19 protein-coding genes are annotated in these 20,875 nt (G+C 48.0%); 8 read left to right on the plus strand and 11 right to left on the minus strand.

What is annotated here, in order from left to right:
• The first annotated feature begins 132 nt into the window (after positions 1-132).
• Positions 133-282: a hypothetical protein gene (locus tag BM257_RS14725; RefSeq protein WP_177216011.1), complete on the plus strand. Its 150-nt coding sequence runs from the start codon at positions 133-135 to the stop codon at positions 280-282.
• A gap of 161 nt (positions 283-443) precedes the next feature.
• On the opposite strand, the gene BM257_RS04150 is transcribed toward BM257_RS14725, so the two are convergent.
• The gene (locus BM257_RS04150) at positions 444-2,609 is read right to left on the minus strand and encodes a hypothetical protein (protein WP_092068665.1); all 2,166 of its coding nucleotides are present in this window, start codon (positions 2,607-2,609) and stop codon (positions 444-446) included.
• Positions 2,610-2,683: 74 nt separating this feature from the next.
• A complete protein-coding gene (locus BM257_RS04155; protein ID WP_092068668.1) occupies positions 2,684-4,123 on the minus strand; it encodes a hypothetical protein in 1,440 nt (479 codons plus the stop codon).
• A 752-nt stretch (positions 4,124-4,875) separates the two neighbouring features.
• Between BM257_RS04155 and BM257_RS04160 the strand changes: the two genes are divergently transcribed.
• From BM257_RS04160 to ndk, 4 genes are read left to right on the plus strand one after another with little or no spacing between them, the layout of a single operon-like run.
• Entirely contained in the window at positions 4,876-5,748 is an 873-nt protein-coding gene (locus BM257_RS04160; RefSeq protein ID WP_092068671.1) for an electron transfer flavoprotein subunit beta/FixA family protein, read from the plus strand.
• Between the two features lie 5 nt (positions 5,749-5,753).
• Positions 5,754-6,779 (plus strand): electron transfer flavoprotein subunit alpha/FixB family protein, encoded by a 1,026-nt coding sequence (locus BM257_RS04165; RefSeq protein ID WP_092068674.1) that lies wholly within the window; start codon positions 5,754-5,756, stop codon positions 6,777-6,779.
• Between the two features lie 6 nt (positions 6,780-6,785).
• On the plus strand, positions 6,786-8,516 hold the full coding sequence (locus tag BM257_RS04170; protein WP_092068677.1) for an acyl-CoA dehydrogenase family protein: 1,731 nt from the start codon (positions 6,786-6,788) through the stop codon (positions 8,514-8,516).
• Positions 8,517-8,527: 11 nt separating this feature from the next.
• Positions 8,528-8,992 carry a nucleoside-diphosphate kinase gene (gene ndk / locus BM257_RS04175; RefSeq protein ID WP_092068679.1) on the plus strand — a complete coding sequence of 155 codons (465 nt, stop codon included), beginning with the start codon at positions 8,528-8,530 and terminating at the stop codon, positions 8,990-8,992.
• A gap of 12 nt (positions 8,993-9,004) precedes the next feature.
• Here ndk and BM257_RS04180 read toward each other — a convergent pair whose 3' ends face one another.
• From BM257_RS04180 to hpt, 7 genes are all read right to left on the minus strand, one after another.
• Positions 9,005-9,358 (minus strand): YraN family protein, encoded by a 354-nt coding sequence (locus BM257_RS04180; RefSeq protein WP_092068682.1) that lies wholly within the window; start codon positions 9,356-9,358, stop codon positions 9,005-9,007.
• Between the two features lie 2 nt (positions 9,359-9,360).
• A complete protein-coding gene (locus BM257_RS04185; RefSeq protein WP_092069334.1) occupies positions 9,361-9,939 on the minus strand; it encodes a phosphoribosylglycinamide formyltransferase in 579 nt (192 codons plus the stop codon).
• Position 9,940: 1 nt separating this feature from the next.
• Complete coding sequence (mutY, locus tag BM257_RS04190; protein ID WP_092068685.1) at positions 9,941-10,921, minus strand: A/G-specific adenine glycosylase; 981 nt, start codon at positions 10,919-10,921, stop codon at positions 9,941-9,943.
• 13 nt (positions 10,922-10,934) lie between these two features.
• Positions 10,935-11,684 (minus strand): peptidoglycan editing factor PgeF, encoded by a 750-nt coding sequence (gene pgeF / locus BM257_RS04195; protein ID WP_092068688.1) that lies wholly within the window; start codon positions 11,682-11,684, stop codon positions 10,935-10,937.
• Entirely contained in the window at positions 11,677-12,846 is a 1,170-nt protein-coding gene (obgE, locus tag BM257_RS04200; RefSeq protein WP_092068691.1) for a GTPase ObgE, read from the minus strand. Before obgE ends, pgeF begins: the two co-directional genes overlap by 8 nt.
• Before the next feature lie 40 nt (positions 12,847-12,886).
• Positions 12,887-13,459, minus strand: a complete 573-nt coding sequence (locus BM257_RS04205; protein ID WP_092069337.1) for an adenylate kinase — start codon at positions 13,457-13,459, stop codon at positions 12,887-12,889.
• Positions 13,460-13,595: 136 nt separating this feature from the next.
• Entirely contained in the window at positions 13,596-14,135 is a 540-nt protein-coding gene (hpt, locus tag BM257_RS04210; RefSeq protein ID WP_092068694.1) for a hypoxanthine phosphoribosyltransferase, read from the minus strand.
• Between the two features lie 92 nt (positions 14,136-14,227).
• Here hpt and BM257_RS04215 point away from each other — a divergent pair, with 92 nt between their 5' ends.
• From BM257_RS04215 to scpB, 3 genes are read left to right on the plus strand one after another with little or no spacing between them, the layout of a single operon-like run.
• Complete coding sequence (locus BM257_RS04215) at positions 14,228-15,742, plus strand: NAD(P)H-hydrate dehydratase (protein ID WP_092068697.1); 1,515 nt, start codon at positions 14,228-14,230, stop codon at positions 15,740-15,742.
• Positions 15,743-15,746: 4 nt separating this feature from the next.
• Complete coding sequence (locus BM257_RS04220; protein WP_092068700.1) at positions 15,747-16,856, plus strand: DUF4831 family protein; 1,110 nt, start codon at positions 15,747-15,749, stop codon at positions 16,854-16,856.
• A 22-nt stretch (positions 16,857-16,878) separates the two neighbouring features.
• On the plus strand, positions 16,879-17,688 hold the full coding sequence (gene scpB / locus BM257_RS04225) for a methylmalonyl-CoA decarboxylase (RefSeq protein ID WP_092068703.1): 810 nt from the start codon (positions 16,879-16,881) through the stop codon (positions 17,686-17,688).
• On the opposite strand, the gene BM257_RS04230 is transcribed toward scpB, so the two are convergent.
• Positions 17,689-19,206 (minus strand): SLC13 family permease, encoded by a 1,518-nt coding sequence (locus BM257_RS04230; protein ID WP_092068706.1) that lies wholly within the window; start codon positions 19,204-19,206, stop codon positions 17,689-17,691.
• Between the two features lie 224 nt (positions 19,207-19,430).
• A complete protein-coding gene (locus tag BM257_RS04235) occupies positions 19,431-20,873 on the minus strand; it encodes a hypothetical protein (RefSeq protein WP_143096739.1) in 1,443 nt (480 codons plus the stop codon).
• Positions 20,874-20,875: the final 2 nt, after the last annotated feature.

Raw genomic sequence — 20,875 nt, forward strand, 5'->3', positions numbered from 1 at the left:
GGTAACAGACTTATTTTGTAAAATAATAATCGTTAAATTTCTATTGATATTTGCTTCAATTATATTGCAATTCGAAATTTTATGTTACTTTGCAGTAAATTTCGAATTGAAAGTAAGTAACAGATAGCAATTATGGCGAATTATATCAACAGACCGCGATACCTGCAACAACTTATTGACAGGCGTGACAATGGTGATGACATTGCTACCTATACCGACAATAACGGAATTGTCTTTATGGGACTGATACAGTTTTTGCTTAATGATGATATTCTGAAATAGTTTATGTCATCAATTTATCCTTCCTTACAAACAATAAAAACGAAAAACAATGAATAGGAAAGAGAGAGACGGAATTCAGAGCCAAGATTGCCGAGTTGGATGCTTATGTGGGAAAGATGTATGACTTATAAAATGAGCCTCCCCGAAGGGAGGCTCATTTGTTATTGGATTTTCTGCCAGAGGTTGGTGTCGGTTTTTACGACGAGACCTTCTTTCACCCAGCGGTAGATGATGGTCTTTACTACTGGCGACTCGTTGTTGGACAGACGGAGGTTTACCAAGTCCTCCTTCGTGAACTCCTTGGGCAACGCATCCAGATAGTAGATGTTGCTCTTCGAGGTCTGTGGGCTTAACGTGTTGTTGTGCAAGGCATCAATCTTGTCACCATAGAGCTGTAACTGGTAGTGGAGACAACGCTCAGCATACCAGAGGGCAAACTTAATGGCGCGCTCCGTCTCTTGACGACCTTCGAGCAGATAGGCGATGATGCCAGCTCGGAAACCATTGAGAGCAGCACGACGACGCAGTACATCAAGCGAGTAGCGCAACGTCTGAAGATACTCTTGACGCTTGCCTTCATCCCATTCCTCAATGGCTTTGTTGATGAGTGGCAAATCCACCTCACCCTCCTCGTCCATCAGACAAAGGCACTGGCGCTTCACTTTTTCTTCACCTTCCTGACTCCACGCCTTGAACTCAGGCATCTTTGCACCTACCATATCAGGTAGGATGACAGGTGTCACTCGGCTCACGAGACCACTCTCCGCATCAGCAAAGAAGGCTCGGCATTTATTGGGTGTTCCACACATCACCATATTGTAATAGAGGGTGACCTTGCCGGAGAACGAGTCCTTCGAGATGCGATGCTGCCCCCAGGGCTTGTTGTCATAAGCCAGACGGAAGAGGTCGTTCTTCTCTGTCCACGCACCGCCTTTGTTGTTCTTCAATACCGTTTCAATCTCAGGGGCATAGGTGAAGAGATGCTTACCTTTCGCATAGAGGGCACGCTCCAAGAATGCCGACACGCCGATGTTGGGTTCGATGATGCGGATCTGGGCACAGGGATTCTCCACTTCCTCACCGTCTTTCTTCGCCAGCGAATAGGCAATCTCCTTCTGCCATTCCACCTCGTCCTGCTTGATGATAGGGTCCATCAGTAACTCGAATTCATTGTCAACGAACGACTTACCTGTGGCTTGAGGAGCCTCGATATCCACGATGAAGCTGGGTGAGTTCAGCTTGCCATCACGATACTTGGCACGGATGCCTGTTGCCAACGTACCCAACATCGGCATTGCCGCTATCAGTGTCGCCTCTCGGAACTCCTCTGGAGCGTGGTCGGACAAGTCTTGAAGGATACCAGGCAGCTCATTGTCGACTGGAACGACAGTCGTTTCCTCAGCCTCTGCTGATCCTGCTTCGATAGCTGCTCCCAACGATGAGAGTACCTCATGCATCATCGAAGGAATACCTGCAGGACGTGTGCTGCCTACGGCACTCTTGATGGTGGACAATACCTCATGATCCGACAGTCCCCAATGGGGTAGAATCGCAAAGAGTTTCTGTTCGTCAAAGTCACAGATGAAACGCAGGTAGCGACTCATGGTGTAGAGAGCCATATTGCGTTCACCCTCAGCAGGTGCATCGCCATAACCCAATTTCCAAAGCAGAGCCTGTACGATGTTCTCGTAGGGGATGCCTTTATAGTTAAAAGTTGAGAGTTTAGAGTTTAGAGTTGAAACTTCCGTTTTATCCTCAGATTCTTCAGAGACCTCTTTCTGCGCAGCCGAATGGTCAATGGTGAATGGTGAATGGTCAATGTCCTCAAACACCACTGGGTCGAGCAGCTTCACATACTGTTCGCTGACCATGAAACAGCAGCGTGCCAGATCAGTCACATGCGAGTCATAGCTGACACCCAGGCGACTCGCCAACTTCTGGATGTCCTCCTCGATGGTAGAACCTGGTGTTCGCCAAGCCCAGATGTGGGTACCACCACCTGCACTCTCAGCAAAGTAGACGATGCGGAATTCCTCAATGAGGTTCTCGTCCTGCACCTTCTGCCAAAGTTGTTCTGTCAGTCCCTTCTCGTCGATGTCGAGGAAGAAGAGTCCTGAGGGTACTGCATCCTCAGCCTTGCGCGAACCATTGTTAAAACACTGTGCAAGAGGCAGCCATACGGGCAGTTCCTTCTTGCGATTCATATTTTTGTTCTGCTTCACGTCCTGAAGGATTTCCTCCACGTGATTCTTCGCCAGCAGTTGACGATAAGCAGCCATGCTCGCCTTGCGAGGCTTGCCGCTAAATGATTGTGCCAATTGAATCATATCGGCGGCAAAGGTCACAAGGGGTCTTGCACCTTCAAAGTGGGATTTTATAAGTTGTGGTTCAAAGACGTAAATTATGATTTAGCGAATGCTAACTGCTTATATTTCTGATAGATAGCATTGAACGTTTTTTGCACATTTTTTATTTCTTCGCCCATTCCTTCCTGGATGTTTTTCCTGAAAGTACCCACATACTGCTTCTTAGTCAGTTTTTCTGCCAAGTCATTGTCGGAATGGGCTCCGAAGACTGCACTTTTTTTCAATTCTCCCACCAAGTGACAGAAGAAACGTGCAGTAAACAGGTTGTTGTGCGGACTCTTGCGTGTCACTTTCAGATGAGCGAAGATGGTCTCGTCCTGAATCAGTTCATGCCACAAGGCTTCATAATGTTTTTCCCACGTCTTAGCCACCAGGTTGCCCAGCTTGCTGGCAGCCTCGAGGACGGCCTCACCCACACGTTGTTGGTCGTCCAGCACCAGTTGCTCGTCGCCAAACTTGGTGGTGGGGTTGAGTTCTCGGGCAATCTCCGACAGTGTCGCCAGGTGGAAGATGAAGTGGCGCAGGGCATCGTCATCGAGATGGGTATCGAGAAAGAACTCATCGAAGGTCTTGCGATCGGTGGACCACTTGGCAAACAACCCTCCAGGCACCTTCCCCAGTTCTTTGCGCTCCTTGGTGCGTTCAGCCGTCATGATATCTTTCCACGAACTGCTGTCGCTGACCACGCGGAGTGTCTCGCGACGCTCTTGCCAATACTCCCACCAACGGTTGCTCTCACGTACCTGCATGAGTACTTTATTAAAAAACTGCGCCATTGCCTTGCGGTCAGTTCGGCGTTGTTGCATCAGACTAACAAACAAACCTGGTAACAAAATCAACAATAACAGTCCTATCAGCATCATCTGCAGATTCTCGCTCATCTGCCTGTCAAGCGTTTCTATGACCTGTCGCATATTCTGAAGCTGGCTGATAATCTCTTCCTGCTCCTCTGCGTCGCCTTCAGTATTGACGTCCTGAAGGATTTGTGCCACCATCATCAAGTCTTTAGGATTCAGGTGTTGGGCACATACACCGAAGATGTATTGTAGCGACACTATCTTTCGGATAGTTTCCTGCTGTTCCGTAGGCAAGGTCACGTGTTGTGTCATCGTCTGGAAAACCAGGTCGAAGAAGGGTGTCGCTTGTTTGTTAGATGATGCTCCGCCCAACAGTCGTTGTACCAGTGTCATGAACGACTGACGTATACTGGTATTCGAAACGGTCTTGTTGATGCGCTCCAGGTACTCTGAAAACAAATATGTTGTGGGTATCTTGTTGAGTTCCATCAGCGCCATCACTACATGCTGCGTACGCATCAGGGCTGCATAAACCTCCGCCTCAATGCAGGTATCCATACCACTTGTTACCTCTTGTGCCAGCGTATCCAGTCTTTGTGTCGCCACTTCCCAATGATGGCACAGCAGGGCTGTCAGTTGCTCTGCGCGCTCGTCGTCAACAATTCTTTTTATTTCCATCGTCATATCTCTTGGTTTTGTTCTATCGGTCACATGGTCACAGCTGTGACCATGTGACCATTTCGCTTCGTTGATATCATTAGTTCGTTTATAAATATTTGTATATCAAAACATTACATTGTTATCTTATCTCACCGCCATCCTCTGCGGTCACATGGTCACAGTTGTGACCGTGACCATTTTTTGCGTACAAATGTTCTACAATTATCGTAGAAGAGTTGAATAATAATTTCAAATTGCAAAGATACAAAGAAATTATGAAAGTTCCATTTTTTTTTCGATAAAATATTCATCCACATATGGATATCCTTAGAAGGCATTCCCTCCCGAGTTAGGTACCGACTATCCATGCGTTAGGTACCGACTATCTATGTGTTAGGTGCCGCCTTCGACCCTCGAAGCCCGTACCTTCGACCCGAGGAAGCGACACCTTCGCAGGCAGGAGGTGCCGCCTTCATAACACACCCCTGTTAGGTGCTTTTTATTCCGATATCTCTTATCTCAGTAAATTCACTGAATTTGGTGAGTAAATTCACTGAATTTACTGAGTAAACACACTGAATTTACTTTCATAGGAGATACTTCTACCAGTCTCGAATCGCTTAATCGAAATGTTGCACAAAAAGGGAGATGTGTGCACGTTTTATCCCTTTTTGTGCAATTTGTTTGGCTATGTGTTCGTTTTTTTGTACCTTTGCAGCCGATTTCAAAGAAATCGTGTGCGAAGTAATACATTATTATAATAATATTTTATGGCTTTAAAGATTGTTGTGCTGGCGAAGCAAGTGCCAGACACCCGTAATGTGGGTAAGGATGCTATGACAGCCGAAGGAACGGTCAACCGTGCTGCCTTACCTGCCATCTTCAACCCAGAAGATTTGAATGCCTTGGAGCAGGCTCTTCGTCTGAAGGAGCAGAATCCGGGCTCTACAGTAGGAATCCTCACGATGGGTCCTCCACGTGCAGGTGAGATTATCCGTCAGGGACTTTATCGTGGCGCTGATACAGGTTGGCTGTTGACTGACCGTCTCTTCGCAGGTGCTGATACCCTCGCTACTTCTTACGCATTGGCTACTGCTATCAAGAAGATTGGTGATGTAGACATCGTGATTGGTGGTCGTCAGGCTATCGATGGTGATACTGCACAGGTAGGTCCGCAGGTGGCTCAGAAGTTAGGACTGAATCAGGTGACTTATGCAGAGGAGGTTCTGAGCGTAAAGGATGGCAAGGCAACTATCAAGCGTGTGATTGACGGTGGTGTGGAGACTGTTGAGGCTCCGCTGCCAGTAGTGATTACCGTGAACGGAAGTGCTGCTCCCTGTCGTCCTCAGAATGCCAAACTGGTGATGAAGTACAAGCGTGCTACTTGTCCTATGGAGCGTCCTGCTGAGGGTACACCCTATGATAAGCTCTACGAGGAGCGTCCTTATCTGACACTGAATCAGTGGAGCGTTGCTGATGTAGATGGTGATGTGAACCAGTGCGGTCTGAGTGGCTCACCTACAAAGGTGAAGGCTATCAAGAACATCGTGTTCCAGGCTAAGGAGTCGAAGACTTTGACGGCTTCTGATGCTGATATCGAGGGAATGATCAAAGAATTGTTGGACGAAAAGATTATTGGTTAAGAGATATGGCTAACAACGTATTTGTATATTGCGAAATAGAAGGTACTCTGGTACAGGAAGTATCTCAGGAGTTGCTGACCAAGGGTCGCAAGCTCGCCAATGAACTGAAAGTGGAACTCCACGCCGTTGTTGCCGGTACAGGCATCAAGGGTAAAGTAGAGGATCAGATTCTGCCTTATGGTGTCGATAAACTGTTTGTGTTCGACGCTAAGGACCTGTTTCCTTACACATCCGCTCCACATACCGACATCCTCGTGAACCTCTTCAAGGAGGAGCAGCCGCAGATCTGTCTGATGGGTGCTACTGTGATTGGTCGTGACCTTGGTCCTCGTGTTAGTTCGTCGCTGACCTCTGGTCTGACGGCTGACTGCACCGAGTTGGAGATTGGTCCTTATGAGGATAAGAAGAACAACAAGGTATATGAGAACCTGCTCTATCAGATTCGTCCTGCCTTCGGTGGTAATATCGTTGCTACCATCGTGAACCCAGACCATCGTCCTCAGATGGCTACTGTTCGTAGTGGTGTGATGCAGAAGGCTATCTACGAGGGTGAGTGTAAGAAGGAGGTTGTATACCCCGAGGTAAGCAAGTATGTAAGTCCTGAGGCTTTCGTCGTGAAGGTACTCGACCACCATGTGGAGGCTGCCAAGCACAACTTGAAGGGTGCGCCCATCGTTGTAGCTGGTGGTTACGGTATGGGGTCTAAGGAGAACTTTGACATGCTGTTCCAGCTTGCAAAGGTGCTGCATGGTGAGGTAGGTGGTTCTCGTGCTGCCGTTGATGCAGGCTGGCTCGACCACGACCGTCAGATTGGTCAGACTGGTGTCACCGTTCATCCGAAGGTGTACATCGCCTGTGGTATCTCTGGTCAGATTCAGCACATCGCCGGTATGCAGGACTCTGGTATCATCATCAGCATCAACTCTGACCCTGATGCACCCATCAACCGCATCGCTGACTACGTCATCACGGGTACCGTTGAAGAGGTAGTTCCCAAGCTCATTAAGTATTATAAGCAAAATAGTAAGTAAAAGAATATGGCAAACTATTATAGCGATCATCCTGAGATCGGGTTCTACTTGAACCACCCCCTGATGGCTCGTATCGTTGAGCTGAAAGAAAAGGGTTTCGCTGATGCGAAAGAATATGACTATGCCCCCGTTGACTTGGGCGATGCCATCGAGAACTACAAGCAGATTCTCGACATCACTGGCGACGTGGCTGCCAATATCATCGAGCCAAACTCTGAGGCTGTTGACCTTGAAGGTCCGCACCTTGAGAACGGCCGTATGATCTACGCCTCTAAGACTTACGAGAACCTCGACGCCACCCGAAAGGCTGGTTTGTGGGGTGTAAGTATGCCCCGTCGTTACGGCGGCCTGAACCTGCCTAACGCTGTGTTCTCCATGCTGAGTGAGATGATTTCGGCTGCTGATGCCGGTTTCCAGAACATCTGGAGTCTGCAGAGTTGTATCGACACGCTCTATGAGTTCGGTTCAGAGGAGCAGCGCCAGAAATATATCCCCCGTGTTTGCGCAGGTGAGGGTATGAGTATGGACTTGACAGAGCCTGATGCCGGTTCTGACCTGCAGCGCGTAATGCTGAAGGCCACCTTCGATGAGAAGGAGAACTGCTGGCGTCTGAATGGTGTGAAGCGTTTCATCACCAATGGTGATAGCGACATCCACCTCGTGCTGGCTCGTTCTGAGGAGGGTACTAAAGACGGACGTGGTCTTTCCATGTTCATCTACGACAAGCGTCAGGGTGGTGTGAATGTACGTCACATCGAGCATAAACTCGGTATTCATGGTTCACCCACTTGTGAGTTGACTTATAAGAATGCCAAGGCAGAACTCTGCGGTAGCACCCGTCTTGGATTGATTAAATATGTGATGGCCCTGATGAACGGTGCCCGTCTGGGTATCGCTGCACAGTCAGTAGGTGTTGAGCAGGAGGCTTACAACGAGGGTCTGGCATATGCTAAAGAGCGTCAGCAGTTTGGTGATAAGATCATCAACTTCCCCGCTGTCTATGATATGCTCTCTCGTATGAAGGCGAAACTCGACGCTGGTCGTTCACTGCTTTATGAGACTGCTTGCTATGTGGATGTTTATAAGTGCTTAGAGGATATCGAGCGTGATCGTAAGTTGGAGCCCGAGGAGAAGCAGGAGTTGAAGAAGTACCAGCGTCTGGCTGATGCCTTCACCCCACTGGCTAAGGGTATGAACTCTGAGTATGCCAACCAGAATGCCTATGATGCTATCAGCATCCATGGTGGTTCGGGCTTTATCATGGAGTACAAGAGCCAGCGCCTGTTCCGCGATGCCCGTATTTTCTCTATCTATGAGGGTACCACTCAGTTGCAGGTTGTTGCCGCTATCCGCTATATCACCAACGGCACCATGCTGAACAATATCAAGGAGATGCTGGCAGTTCTGCCTTCAGAGGCCAATGCTGCTCTCAAGGCTCGTGTGGAGAAACTGATTCCTGTCTATGAGGAGGCTCTTGCCAATGTCAAGGCTCTGGAGAATCAGGATGCTCAGGACTTCCTTGCCCGTCGTCTCTATGACATGACTGCTGAACTTGTGATGAGCCTGCTCATCATCCGCGACGCCACCAAGGCTCCCGAGTTGTTTGAGAAGTCTGCCAACGTCTATGTTCGCATGACGGAAGAGGATGTCTATGGTAAGTCTGCTTACATCAAGGCCTTCCGTGTAGAAGACCTCGAGAACTTCAAGGCTGCTGAGAAAGAAGTTGAAGAAGCATAAAACATATAGCAATGGAAACAACATTCGTATTATTAAAGCCCAGTTGTGTACAGCGCCAATTGATTGGTGAAGTGCTGAACCGTTTTGAGCGTCGTGGTCTTCGTATCTCAGGTATGAAGATGATGCAACTCAGTGACGAGATACTCCGTGAGCACTATGCTCATCTGGTAGATCGTCCCTTCTTCCCCTCACTGGCTGCCTCCATGCAGGCATCACCTGTCGTAGCCCTCGCTATCTCTGGTGTTGACGCCGTTCAGGTAGTACGTACCATGACTGGTGTCACCAATGGTCGTGAAGCAGCCCCCGGTACTATCCGTGGTGACTACTCCATGAGCAACCAGCAGAACATCGTACACGCTTCTGACTCCACGTCAAATGCTGCCATTGAGTTAGCCCGTTTCTTCCGCCCGGAAGAAATCTTCGACTATACCAGTGGTATGCAGGGATATATCTATGGTGAGGGAGAGTGCAAATAAGTACGCTGTTGTTTAGAAAGCGCCCTCAATATGTTCTATATCCGCTTCTGAGTCGGAGGTGCCTGTCACGCAGACGATGTCAAAACGGATATCACGATTGATACGACGATATTTCACATAATGATTCGCAGCCTGTTGAAGGTTGCGAATCTTTTGATATCCTACTGCATCCACAGGGTCTGTAAACAACTTGTTACTGCGGGTCTTTACCTCGACAAAGACAATGGTGTCACCATCCAATGCGATGATATCCAGATCACGATGACCGCTCCTCCAGTCACGTTCCAAGATGACATAGCCCTTGCGTTGTAAATAATCGGCAGCAAGGTCTTCACCCCATTTCCCTAAATCGTTATGTTCTGCCATACCTAAAATGTCTCGTTGAGAACCTTTTCCACGACTAAAGGATAATACTTCATCTCCAACTGATGCTCCTTGGCTGCGATATCGTCGGCAGTATCGTCAGGAGAAAGCGCCACCTTGTATTGCGCGATCATCTCACCAGAATCACAGACAGGGGTCACATAATGCACAGTCATACCTGTCTCCGTTTCTCCAGCAGCCTTCACAGCCTCATGCACATGATGTCCCCACATACCCTTGCCGCCATATTTCGGCAAGAGGGCAGGGTGGATATTGATGATACGACGAGGGAAGGCATCAATAAGGAAATCAGGAATCAGGGGTAGGAAACCTGCCAAGACAATAAACTGTATATCATACTGACGAAGTAACGGCATCATGACATCCGCATCATTTAATTGCGGTTTGGGAGTTACTGCCGTCGCCACACCTAAACGCTCTGCCCGTTCCAAGGCAAGAACCTCAGGCTTGTTGCTGACGACCAAGGCACAACGATAGCGTTCAGAACCGCTGAAATATTTAATCAGGTTCTCACAGTTCGTACCACTTCCTGATACAAAGATGGCGATATTTATTCTTTCCATATTATTCATTGAGCTTCTGCAAAAAGATATCTATTAGTCGAGGGATACCATATTTATCGATATCCGTTTCCTTAATCCATACATAGTCATCAGGCAGCGAAGGCCTTTCTGTTGGTTCCCACAAGTAGAAGTCGGCATAGATGATGCGATGGGTCAGGACGTGCTTGAGGTTTCGGCACTGTAACACAGCACTAGAAGGAACAACGTCAGTAAGCCAGGGTTCATAGAGCCCTTGCCAGATGTCTCTGGCAGAACGACGATGAATAGCAGTCTCCCCCTTATACTTTATATATATATAAGTCAGATGACGCTCTTTGATTTTCAAGGTCTTTTGCTTGACTGGCAATCCTGTAACTTTATTCTCGCGAAAAGCGATGCAGGTTTCTTGTAATGGGCAGGATGGGCACAATGGAGTTTGTGGAGTACATTGGATGGCACCGAAGTCCATCATCGCCTGATTGAAAGCGGATGCCTCATTTTTCGGCAACAGACTTTGTGCCAATGCCGTAAACTCTTTCTTGCCTTCCGTGGTATTGATAGGTGTGATGATGCCGTAATAGCGAGACAACACCCGATAGACATTTCCGTCAACAACGGCAGCAGGTAGGTTGAAAGCAATACTTCCAATAGCGGCTGCTGTATAGTCGCCAACACCCTTGAGCCTTTTGATCCCTTCCAAAGTTCGGGGGAATCCCCCCATCTCCACAATCTGCTTTGCTGCTGTGTGCAGATTCCTTGCACGACTGTAATAGCCCAGCCCCTGCCATTCACGCAGCACCTCATCTTCTGAGGCTGCCGCCAGTTCCTCCACAGTATGCCAATGTCTCATAAACCGTTCCCAATATGGAAGTCCCTGCTCGATACGGGTCTGTTGGAGGATGATCTCCGACAACCATATCGCATACGGATCACGTGTATCCCTCCAAGGAAGGGCACGTCCATTGTCCTGAAACCATTGTAATATCGTGGTGGTAAAACTCATTTTGCAGAGAAGGTTATAAATACATGATCCCTGTGAAGATACGTCCTGAGTTAACACCCAGACGGCGGGCAGAGAAATAGTCTTTATATTGTTGGTATGTACAGATTCCAGACATATAGATGTCTTTCACCCCCCAGTCCTCTAATTGCAGGCGGTTGCACAGAGGGAGGTCGATGTGCCATTTGGAATATTTACGGGCAATCTGCCCCATGTTGAATCCTGCATCGGCAAATTGCTGGTAGACCTCATTACCTACCTCAAAACTCTCCAAGGAGATGCCAGGTCCAATCACGGCTTTCAGTTGGAATGGCTCAGTGCCATAGGTGGCATGCATGGCATGAGTGGCAGCATGGACGATACGCTTCACAGTACCTCGCCATCCAGCATGAACGGCACAGACTGCATGATGCGTCTCGTCATATAATAAGATAGGAATACAGTCGGCTGTCGAAACGCCTATACATAACTGTGGGACATCCGTCATCACGGCATCCACACCCTCGATGACTTCTTGTTGCGGTCCGTCAATACGACGAACCTCTGTGCCATGTACCTGATGGGGCATCATGATGTGGTTATCGTCAATCCCTAACACTGCGGCAAGGGAACGACGATTCTCTACAATATGAGACGTCTCGTCACCACAATAGTTGTTGATATTAAACCCACTATAGTTGCCTGTGCTGCAACCACCGTGACGTGTGGTGCTGAAAGCGACAACATGGTCGCCTAGATCATAATAAGTCAACTGGGGCTCAGGCATCTTCCAGGTCTTCTAGTTCATCTAGATATTCTATATCATCTAGGTCTTCTAGTTCCACATATTCTATCTCTTCGTCCTCACCCTCATCAGCCAGTTCTTGGGCGAAACGGGACATATCCTTGTCACGATGCACCAGTGTGTCCTCTGCCATGACAGCGGCAAGCTTGTTGCTCTCTGCATTTAGCTCACGCCAAAGAACGTCCTTAAGCTCGTCGAGTCCCATATTGGTGACTGCGGAGATAAAGACCACGGGTAGGTCGTCTGGCAGTGTCTCTTTCAGCATCTCGATGAGCTCTGCATCCAGCAGGTCACATTTCGTGACAGCGAGGACACGGTGCTTCTCAAGCATGTCGGGATTGAACTTCGCTAACTCATTCAACAGAATCTCATATTCCTTTTTGATGTCATCAGTATCACCAGGTACCATAAACAACAATAGTGAGTTACGCTCGATATGACGAAGGAAACGGAGTCCCAGCCCCTTCCCCTCACTGGCTCCCTCGATGATACCAGGGATGTCAGCCATCACAAACGACTTGTTGTCACGATAGCCCACAATACCCAAAGAGGGCTCCATAGTGGTAAAGGGATAGTTGGCAATCTTTGGACGGGCATTCGACAATGCAGACACCAGTGTCGACTTACCGGCATTGGGGAAGCCCACCAGACCGACATCGGCAAGTAGTTTCAGCTCCAGGATAATCGTCATCTCCTGCATCGGTTCTCCAGGCTGTGCATAGCGGGGAGCCTGATTCGTGGCAGAGCGGAACTGGAAGTTGCCCAATCCACCACGACCACCTTTCAGCAGCACGACTTTCTGTCCGTCGTAGGTGATGTCGCAGACATACTTACCTGTCTCCGCATTGTAGACCACTGTCCCACAAGGAACGTCGATATAGACATCCTTGCCATCTGTGCCATGACACTTGTCACGACCACCGTTACCTCCATGCTCCGCAAAGATATGACGCTCATAACGCAGATGCAGTAACGTCCAGTAGTTATGATTGCCTCGCAGGATGATGCTCCCACCTTTACCACCATCGCCACCGTCCGGTCCACCATTCGGATTGTATTTCACATGACGGAGATGCATTGATCCCCGTCCGCCCTTGCCCGAACGGCATAGTATCTTGACGTAGTCTACAAAGTTGCTTTCCATCTTTTTATAAATACTATAGGAACTATAGGTACTATAGTCACTATAAATTATCTATCACCTTTTGGATATCACCGAAGATTCGCTCTAAGGTTCCAAAACCATTGATATGATGATGCAGTCCTTCTTTCTTATACCACTCGATCAGTGGTTGTGTCTGGGAGTGATAAACGACCAGGCGTTTCTTAATTGTCTCCTCGTTGTCATCAGCGCGACCACTGTCTTGACCGCGTTTGATAAGACGGGTCATCAATTCGTCCTCGGGAACATCCAGCTCAATCATCGCTGCCACCTTGTCACCACGTTCGTCCAGCATTTTCTTCAGTGCCTCAGCCTGTGGGATCGTACGGGGAAATCCGTCAAAGATAACTCCCTTATGACCACGGCCAAAAGAGTCGTAGACATTGGCAAGGATACTGATCATTAACTCATCGGGAATCAGGTTCCCCTTGTCGATATAGCTCTGAGCTGTCTTACCCAGTTCTGTACCTTTTTTGATCTCTGCACGGAGCACGTCACCTGTGGAGATATGTCCCAGCCCGTAATGCTCAATCATTAAATCACTCTGTGTCCCTTTTCCTGATCCGGGAGCACCAAAAATCACAATATTCTTCATCACAACTTTCTTTTCTATCTTGTCTTGTTTGATCTGTGTTTCTTTTCCTTTCTTATACCATACGTCTGTGATGAGGTCACTTTGCTGTGCCTCGACATCACTTGGCAGATGGGGAAGTTTGATTTGTCGCATAATCTCAATCCTCTTTTAACGTATAAATATCTTTCAGTCCACGCCCTTGCTGGTCAAAGTCCAGTCCGTAACCCACAATGAAGTCGTTGGGAATAGAGAAGGCGGCATATTCGACATCCAGATTCACTATCAGTTTCTCTGGCTTGACGAACAGCGTGCAGATATGGATAGACTCCGGATTATGGAAAGACAGAGAATACAGCATCTGCTGCATCGTACGACCTGTATCAACGATATCCTCCACGATGACAACGGTACGTCCTGTGAGATCTGTATTCAGCCCGATGATCTCTTTCACCTTTTCCGTAGAGGTAATACCATCATAGGATGCGAGTTTCACAAAAGAAATCTCACAGGGAATCGTTATCTCACGCATTAAATCAGCGGCAAATATAAACGAGCCGTTAAGCACGCATAACAACAACGGATTCTTGCCTTCCAGATCCTTGCTCAACTGTTGCGCCAGCTCCTTTACACGTTGTTTGATCTCTCTTTCCAAAATAGACGTCTCAAACGTCTTGTCCTTGATTCTTACAATACTCATAATGCTGTGAATTGCAAATTTGGCACAAAATTACAAATTTTTTGCCAAAGAATGGTCTACAATGAGGTTTTTTTCTTAATTTTGCAGTTGTAATGAAAATATTTACCAGTGCTCAGATAAAAGAGCTTGACAGATACACCGTCGAACACGAGCCGATACCCAGTATCGATCTGATGGAACGTGCCGCTAAGGCATTGACACGTGCCATTACTGATACATGGAATAATGCGACTCCTGTTGTCGTCTTTGCCGGACCAGGAAATAATGGCGGGGATGCACTTGCTGTTGCCCGTATGTTAGGCGAGCTTAACTATCAGGTCAGTGTTTATCTGTTTAATATCAGCGGACATCTTGCAGAAGAATGCGCTGCCAATAAGAAGCGGCTCATGGAGTCAAAACGCATCAAGGACTTCATAGAGGTGACGCAGGAGTTTGACCCGCCTCGCCTTGAGAAAGGGATGGTGGTTGTTGACGGTCTCTTCGGTTCTGGTCTCAATAAACCGTTGGCAGGCGGCTTTGCCTCCCTGGTGAAATATATCAATGCCTCGCAGGCTGATATTGTTGCTATTGACATCCCCTCAGGACTGATGACTGAGGATAATACCTATAATGTGCGTGCCAACATTATCCATGCAACCCTTACCCTTACTCTCCAACAGCCTAAGCTAGCTTTCCTTTTCCCTGAGAATCAGCAGTTCATCGGAAAGTTACGAGTCCTGGACATCCGGTTGAGTCAGGAGGGAATGGAGAAGATAGAGGCGAACTATACTGTACTGGAGGAGTCGGATGTGCGTTCTATGCTCTTAGGACGTGACCCTTATGCCCATAAGGGACAGATGGGGCATGCCCTTCTGATAGCAGGAAGTTATGGAATGGCGGGGGCTGCTATCCTTGCAGCCAGAGCTTGTCTGCGGTCTGGGGTGGGTAAACTGACTATCCATACTCCCAAAAAGAATCGTGAGATATTGCAGATAGCCATTCCAGAGGCTGTCCTTCAGTTTGATCCCGAGGAGACCATTTTCTCGGAGGCAGTGGACACAGAAGATTTCCAGGCTCTTGGTATTGGTCCAGGATTAGGTATCAGTGAGACGACAGCCATCCCGCTGATAGCACAGCTGCGTCGTACCACCAGTCCTATCGTTGCTGATGCCGACGCCTTGAATATTCTTGCTAATCACCGAGCATGGATGCAGCAACTGCCTAAAGGTATTATCCTTACCCCCCATGTCAAGGAGTTCGACAGAATGGAAGGACATTCCTCTGACAGTTATGAGCGACTGACGAAGGCACGTCATTTGGCAGAACGGCTGCAAGGATATGTGATATTGAAAGGTCGTTATACCGCTATCTGTCTGCCTGATGGACATGTGTTCTTCAATCCGACAGGAAATGCCGGGATGGCGACAGCAGGCAGCGGTGACGTGCTGACGGGTATCCTTACGGCTCTTCTTGCCCGAGGGTATAATCCGCAGGATGCCTGTGTTGTGGGTGTCTATCTCCATGGACTGGCTGGCGACTTGGCGGCACGTGACTTAGGAGAGGAGAGTCTGATAGCAGAGGATATCATCCGCTATATCTCCCGTGCTTTCAAACGATTGAAGGAATAGACACATGGGACGCTGGCGTTTTCTTATCATCCTGGCATTAATCCTTTGGAATATGATTTCATGGGCACAACCTGTATCCTCCACGAAATTATTAGAGGGTAAGGTACCAGAAGGTACAGTATATTATCTTCCTAAAACAGTTTTCCATTTCCACCTCCTCATTGAGAAGACATCTTATACCCCTGGTGTCTTCACCAAGTACGCCGAGAGGTATCTTCATCTCAGGGGTATCCAACAAGAGAGTCAGATCAAACATCGCCTCGTAGACTTTCAACTGAGTCAGACTGGTGTCCGTGACACTTCCAAGTGTTTTATCGTCAATCTGAAGGGAAAGAGTGCGACATCAGAAATCAAACTCAGTGACGATGGTGTCCTGCTGGCTGTCAACGACACCCCCGTTGTCATCAAGTCACACACACCGTTTGTAGCAGCCCCCAAGAAACGGAGAATTGATCCGATGAGATTCCTCAGCGAGGAAGTACAGATGGCAGGCAGTATGGCGAAAAAAGCAGAACTGACAGCCCTCCAGATCGCAGAATTGAAAGAGCATCGCCAACTGTTGATTACTGGTGAGGCGGAGGAGATGCCTTCGGACAAGGCTCAGCTGCAACTGATGCTCGACGAGATCGACAAGACGTACAACGCCCTTATGTCTCTCTTCACCGGAGTCACGGAGTGTGATACCACGGAACAGACTTTTACCCTCAGTCCTGACAAGGAGATGAAGCGTGAGGTTGTCTTTCGCATCAGCAAACTACAGGGACTGGTCGACAAGGATGACCTATCCGGCATTCCCTTCTACCTGACACTGGAGGACTTGCACCAGCAATCCCAACAGCAATACGATTTCCCGGAAAACAAGAAAGATGGCGGTTTCTATACCAATATCCCAGGCTTCGTCCGCCTGACTCTTTATCGGGAAGACCAACAACTGGCTACCTTTGACTATCCCCTCGCTCAGTTCGGTTTCACAGAACTCCGCGGTGGTTCCCTTTTCAAGAAATACCCTACCCATCTGCGACTTAACCCCATCACCGGTGCCGTTGAGAAACTACAAGCGGAAATGCCCAAGAAGAAAGGGGAAGAAACAGAAAAATCAGAAGAATCTTTGTAATGTCTTTATAAAAAATAGTACGATGAACTTAGTAAGTGCAGTTATCAAAGAGCGCATCTGCTACGTGGAGATGCAGAATGCTGACCATTTCAATTGTCTGAGCGAGGAGATGTGTCAGGAGTTAATCGAAAGTCTGCAGTATGGCTATGACCAGGAATGTGTGGGCATCGTCATCAAGGCACAGTGTAAGAAAGGCGTGTGGAGTGCGGGACATGATATCCGTGAGTTACCTCAGGACGGTAACGACCCTCTTGCCTATGACGTGCCCATGGAGAAACTGATCCGAAAGGTACAGGAGACACCGATCCCTGTCATTGCCTGTGTGGATGGTACTGTATGGGGAGGTGCCTGTGACCTCTGCCTGTCTTGTGATATGATCGTCAGTTCCTCTATTGCCACATTTGCCATCACACCTGCCAAGATCGGTATTCCCTATAATGCATCGGGTATCATGCATTTCATCAATCAGTTGGGTCTTAACAAGGCACGAGAGATGTTCTTCCTTGCTACCCCTATTGAGGCTGGCGATGCTCTGAATGTCGGATTAATTAACCGCGTCGCTGAGCCCGACCAGTTGGAGAGTGTATTGGAAGAGCATTTTCTGAACCCCCTGCGTCGTAATAGTGTGTTGTCTATTAGTGCTATCAAACGACAATTCCGTATCCTCAGCCGTGCCTCTTCTGTCATCCCCTCAGAGAGTTTCGAGCGTATCAATGCCTATCGCACCCGTGTTTACAAAGGTGCCGACTATCAGGAGGGCATCAATGCCTTCTTGGAGAAACGTGCCCCAGTATACAAGGGAAAGGCATCTGACCTGGATACCACCAAATAATTATCCACCCACCACTGCCTTGACAAGCAGGAGGACGATAGGTATCGTGATGAGCAGGACACCGATGATATCAATGATGATTCCAGAACGGATCATCTTCGTGATCGGCACCATACCTGATGCATAGACGATAGCGTTAGGCGGTGTGGATACCGGCATCATAAAGCCTAAGGAGGATGCTAATGCAACACCTACTGCCACAGGAATAGGATTGAAACCTAATGAGACAGCTGTTCCGATAGCTATGGAGCCTATCAGGTTGATGGCTGCCGTATGGGAAGTGAACTCTGCCAACAACAGACAGGTGACACAGAAAACACCCACAAAGAGTATCTCTGACGGCTGACCGCCCATCATCTCCTTAATGCCGCCGCCAATCCAGTCTGACAATCCTGTGGTGTACATCAGGCTACCCATGGCTAAACCGCCGCCGAAGAGTAACAAGGTACCCCATTCAATACCTTCCACACCTTCCTTCCAGTCGAGCGTCATCTTACCTTTCTTCAAGTCGACAGGCAAGAAGAACAGGAACAGTCCGCCCACCATAGCAGCGATACTCTCAGGACAATGGCTATCGTATGCCTTCATAATCTCTGAATGCGGTCCGTGTATCAAACTCAGTACACTGGGAGCCACCCATAACACGACAGCAACGCCAAAAGCAATCATAGTGTTCTTCTGGGCACGTGTCCAGCCTCCTAACTCTTCGACACGGCTACGGATAAACTCTCTGGCTCCCTGGATATGACTGACATCGGAAGGGAACATTCGCCACAATACGACATAAGCAACCAAGAAATACAAGGCCATTGCCACAACCCCCCATATCATCCATTGGAAGAAAGAAACAGTAGGTGCCTGCGGAGCCAACTCATCAAGGAAACCCAGCATGATGATATTTGGCGGTGTACCGATAGGTGTCAGCACTCCTCCGATGGAACAGGCATAGGCTGTCATCAGCATCAGTCCTGTGGCATATTTGTAGTTCTTAAGGTCTATCACCTTGCCATTGGCAGCCATCATAGTACGAATAGCCTCCAAGAGTCCAAGGGAGATAGGAAACATCATTGCCGCCGTAGCCGTATTACTGATCCATCCAGAGCACATCATACAGGCAAGACCGATAGCTAAGAAGATGCGACGAGGAGAATCGCCCACCCATTTCATCGACATGACACCATAGGCGATACGCTTATCCAGTCCGTTCACCATCATAGCCTTTGCCAAGAGGAAACCACCCAGGAACAAGAATATCAAGGGATTGGCGAAATTGGAGAATGCCTTGTCTACTGGTGCCACACCTACGAGGACGCAGAGTGTGGGACCAAGTAACGAGGTGACTGGAATAGCCACCGGTTCGGTAATCCACCAGACAGCTACCAAGGACATGATTGCTAGCAAATGATGAGCCTCCGCAGACAGTGCCTCAAAAGGTAACCACCATATCAAAATTGCTAAAAGCGGACCAGCTATCGCTCCAAAGATACGGCGTTTGTTGTCAAATTGCATATTTTCCATCTCTTCTTATGTTTGAATGCTGCAAAGATACACCATTTTCAGCAAAGCCAATGCTTTTTGCTCATAAAAAAACAAAAAGGATGTTTGCTCCCGCAGACATCCTTTTCCAACTACTAACTAACTAACAATGAACTCATAACTATTAACCTAACTAAGAAACGAGTCTTATACGCTTACATGATTCGAGTTCTATTTATCTATCATGAATCAAAAACTTTATATTTTCAGGGAATATAGAACCAAGATGCTGGAACGCTTATTCGTTCGTCCATCCAATTCTGTGAGGGGTCAACAGCGATAATCATCGGAACCTCACCATATTTCGGGAAAACGATATTGTTAAAGACGCTGCTGCTCGCATTCTGTCGTACCTTGATACTGATATTGTGCTTGTTGATATTCCAGCCAGTCACTGGGATAGTCTCATTAGGATCTGCTCCGAGAACACCTGGACGCTCCTCCAACTCAGTATCTCCTATCTGAAGGACAAAGGGCAGTGTACCACCGAGGTGACGGATAGTAGCTTCCTGGCGATAGTCAGTCTCTTCCCACACGGTGACAGTCTTGTCAGTATATGTGATATAGGTAGGAGTGAGGCTGCGGATCTCAGAAACATCTAATACGATATCATTGAAATCGAAGTCATCTGTCGCGCCGAGGTCCTCAATCATATAACGGACGGTCTTCACCTCCTCAATGGTCTCACCTTCCTCAATAACCATAGGCTGTGGTATATGCTCACCATATACGAGAAGCACAAGGTCGTTGTAGTCCCAGTCGCTGCCGTCTTTGTCTGCGTCCTCACAACCGACGATCATAGCTTCGTTACCTGTGAGGTTAGCAGGAATAGGGCAGTCTGTCAGTGCAAGCATCATACCCTTGATAGACATTTGCTTATCACCTACGTCCTGGTAGTGTTTTGTAATCGTATTACCATTTCTCTCGTTGCCGTCTTCAATGATATCCAGATAAAAATACATCTCTGTGCCAGCAGGGAAACCAGTAAAGGTATAGGCTCTTGACCTTACAGCGTCCACTTCACCATCGGTAGTGTACAGACTGTTCCAGTGACCATAGCCCCAGCTTTCCTCAGAGCCATGCAGGTTATGCCACTCTTGATTGTCTGGTTCTTTAATCTGAATAGTACCAACCAATGTCTCGTTCTGTGTGGCACGCTCTCCCTCAGCAGGTTCCGTACCTCCCAGTCTTGCAAAGTTGATTTTCTCCCAGACCTTATAATCCACACCGCCAATGACAACGTGTAAATCCCACAATGCGCCGGCTACACCCTGATAGATGGGTACGATGGTGAAATCATTACCTGGTGCTTTCATATAGAAAGGTTTACCAAGTAAAGTGTTGTTTTTACCTTCGATCAGTTTTTCATGCATCCATTCAAGTGACGCATTGTCTACCTCATACCAATCGTTACTCATCGTGTATCCCATTTCACCTGCAGCACGGTTGGCTGAACGCATCGTATGAGTTTCACCCAAGGTGTAAAAACTATATTTTGTACTGTAATCCCAGTTCTGATTCAGATTCACATTAGGATATTTCTTAGAGAAATTCTCAGCGTATGATGCTTTGGAGGCTTTCTCCGTCTGCGTCATATCCAGGCTGTCTTTCACACAAGCAGTCATTGTTGCGACTGCTGTTAACATCATCA

The organism is Prevotella sp. tf2-5 (genome assembly GCF_900115435.1).
Classification (GTDB): Bacteria; Bacteroidota; Bacteroidia; order Bacteroidales; family Bacteroidaceae; genus Prevotella.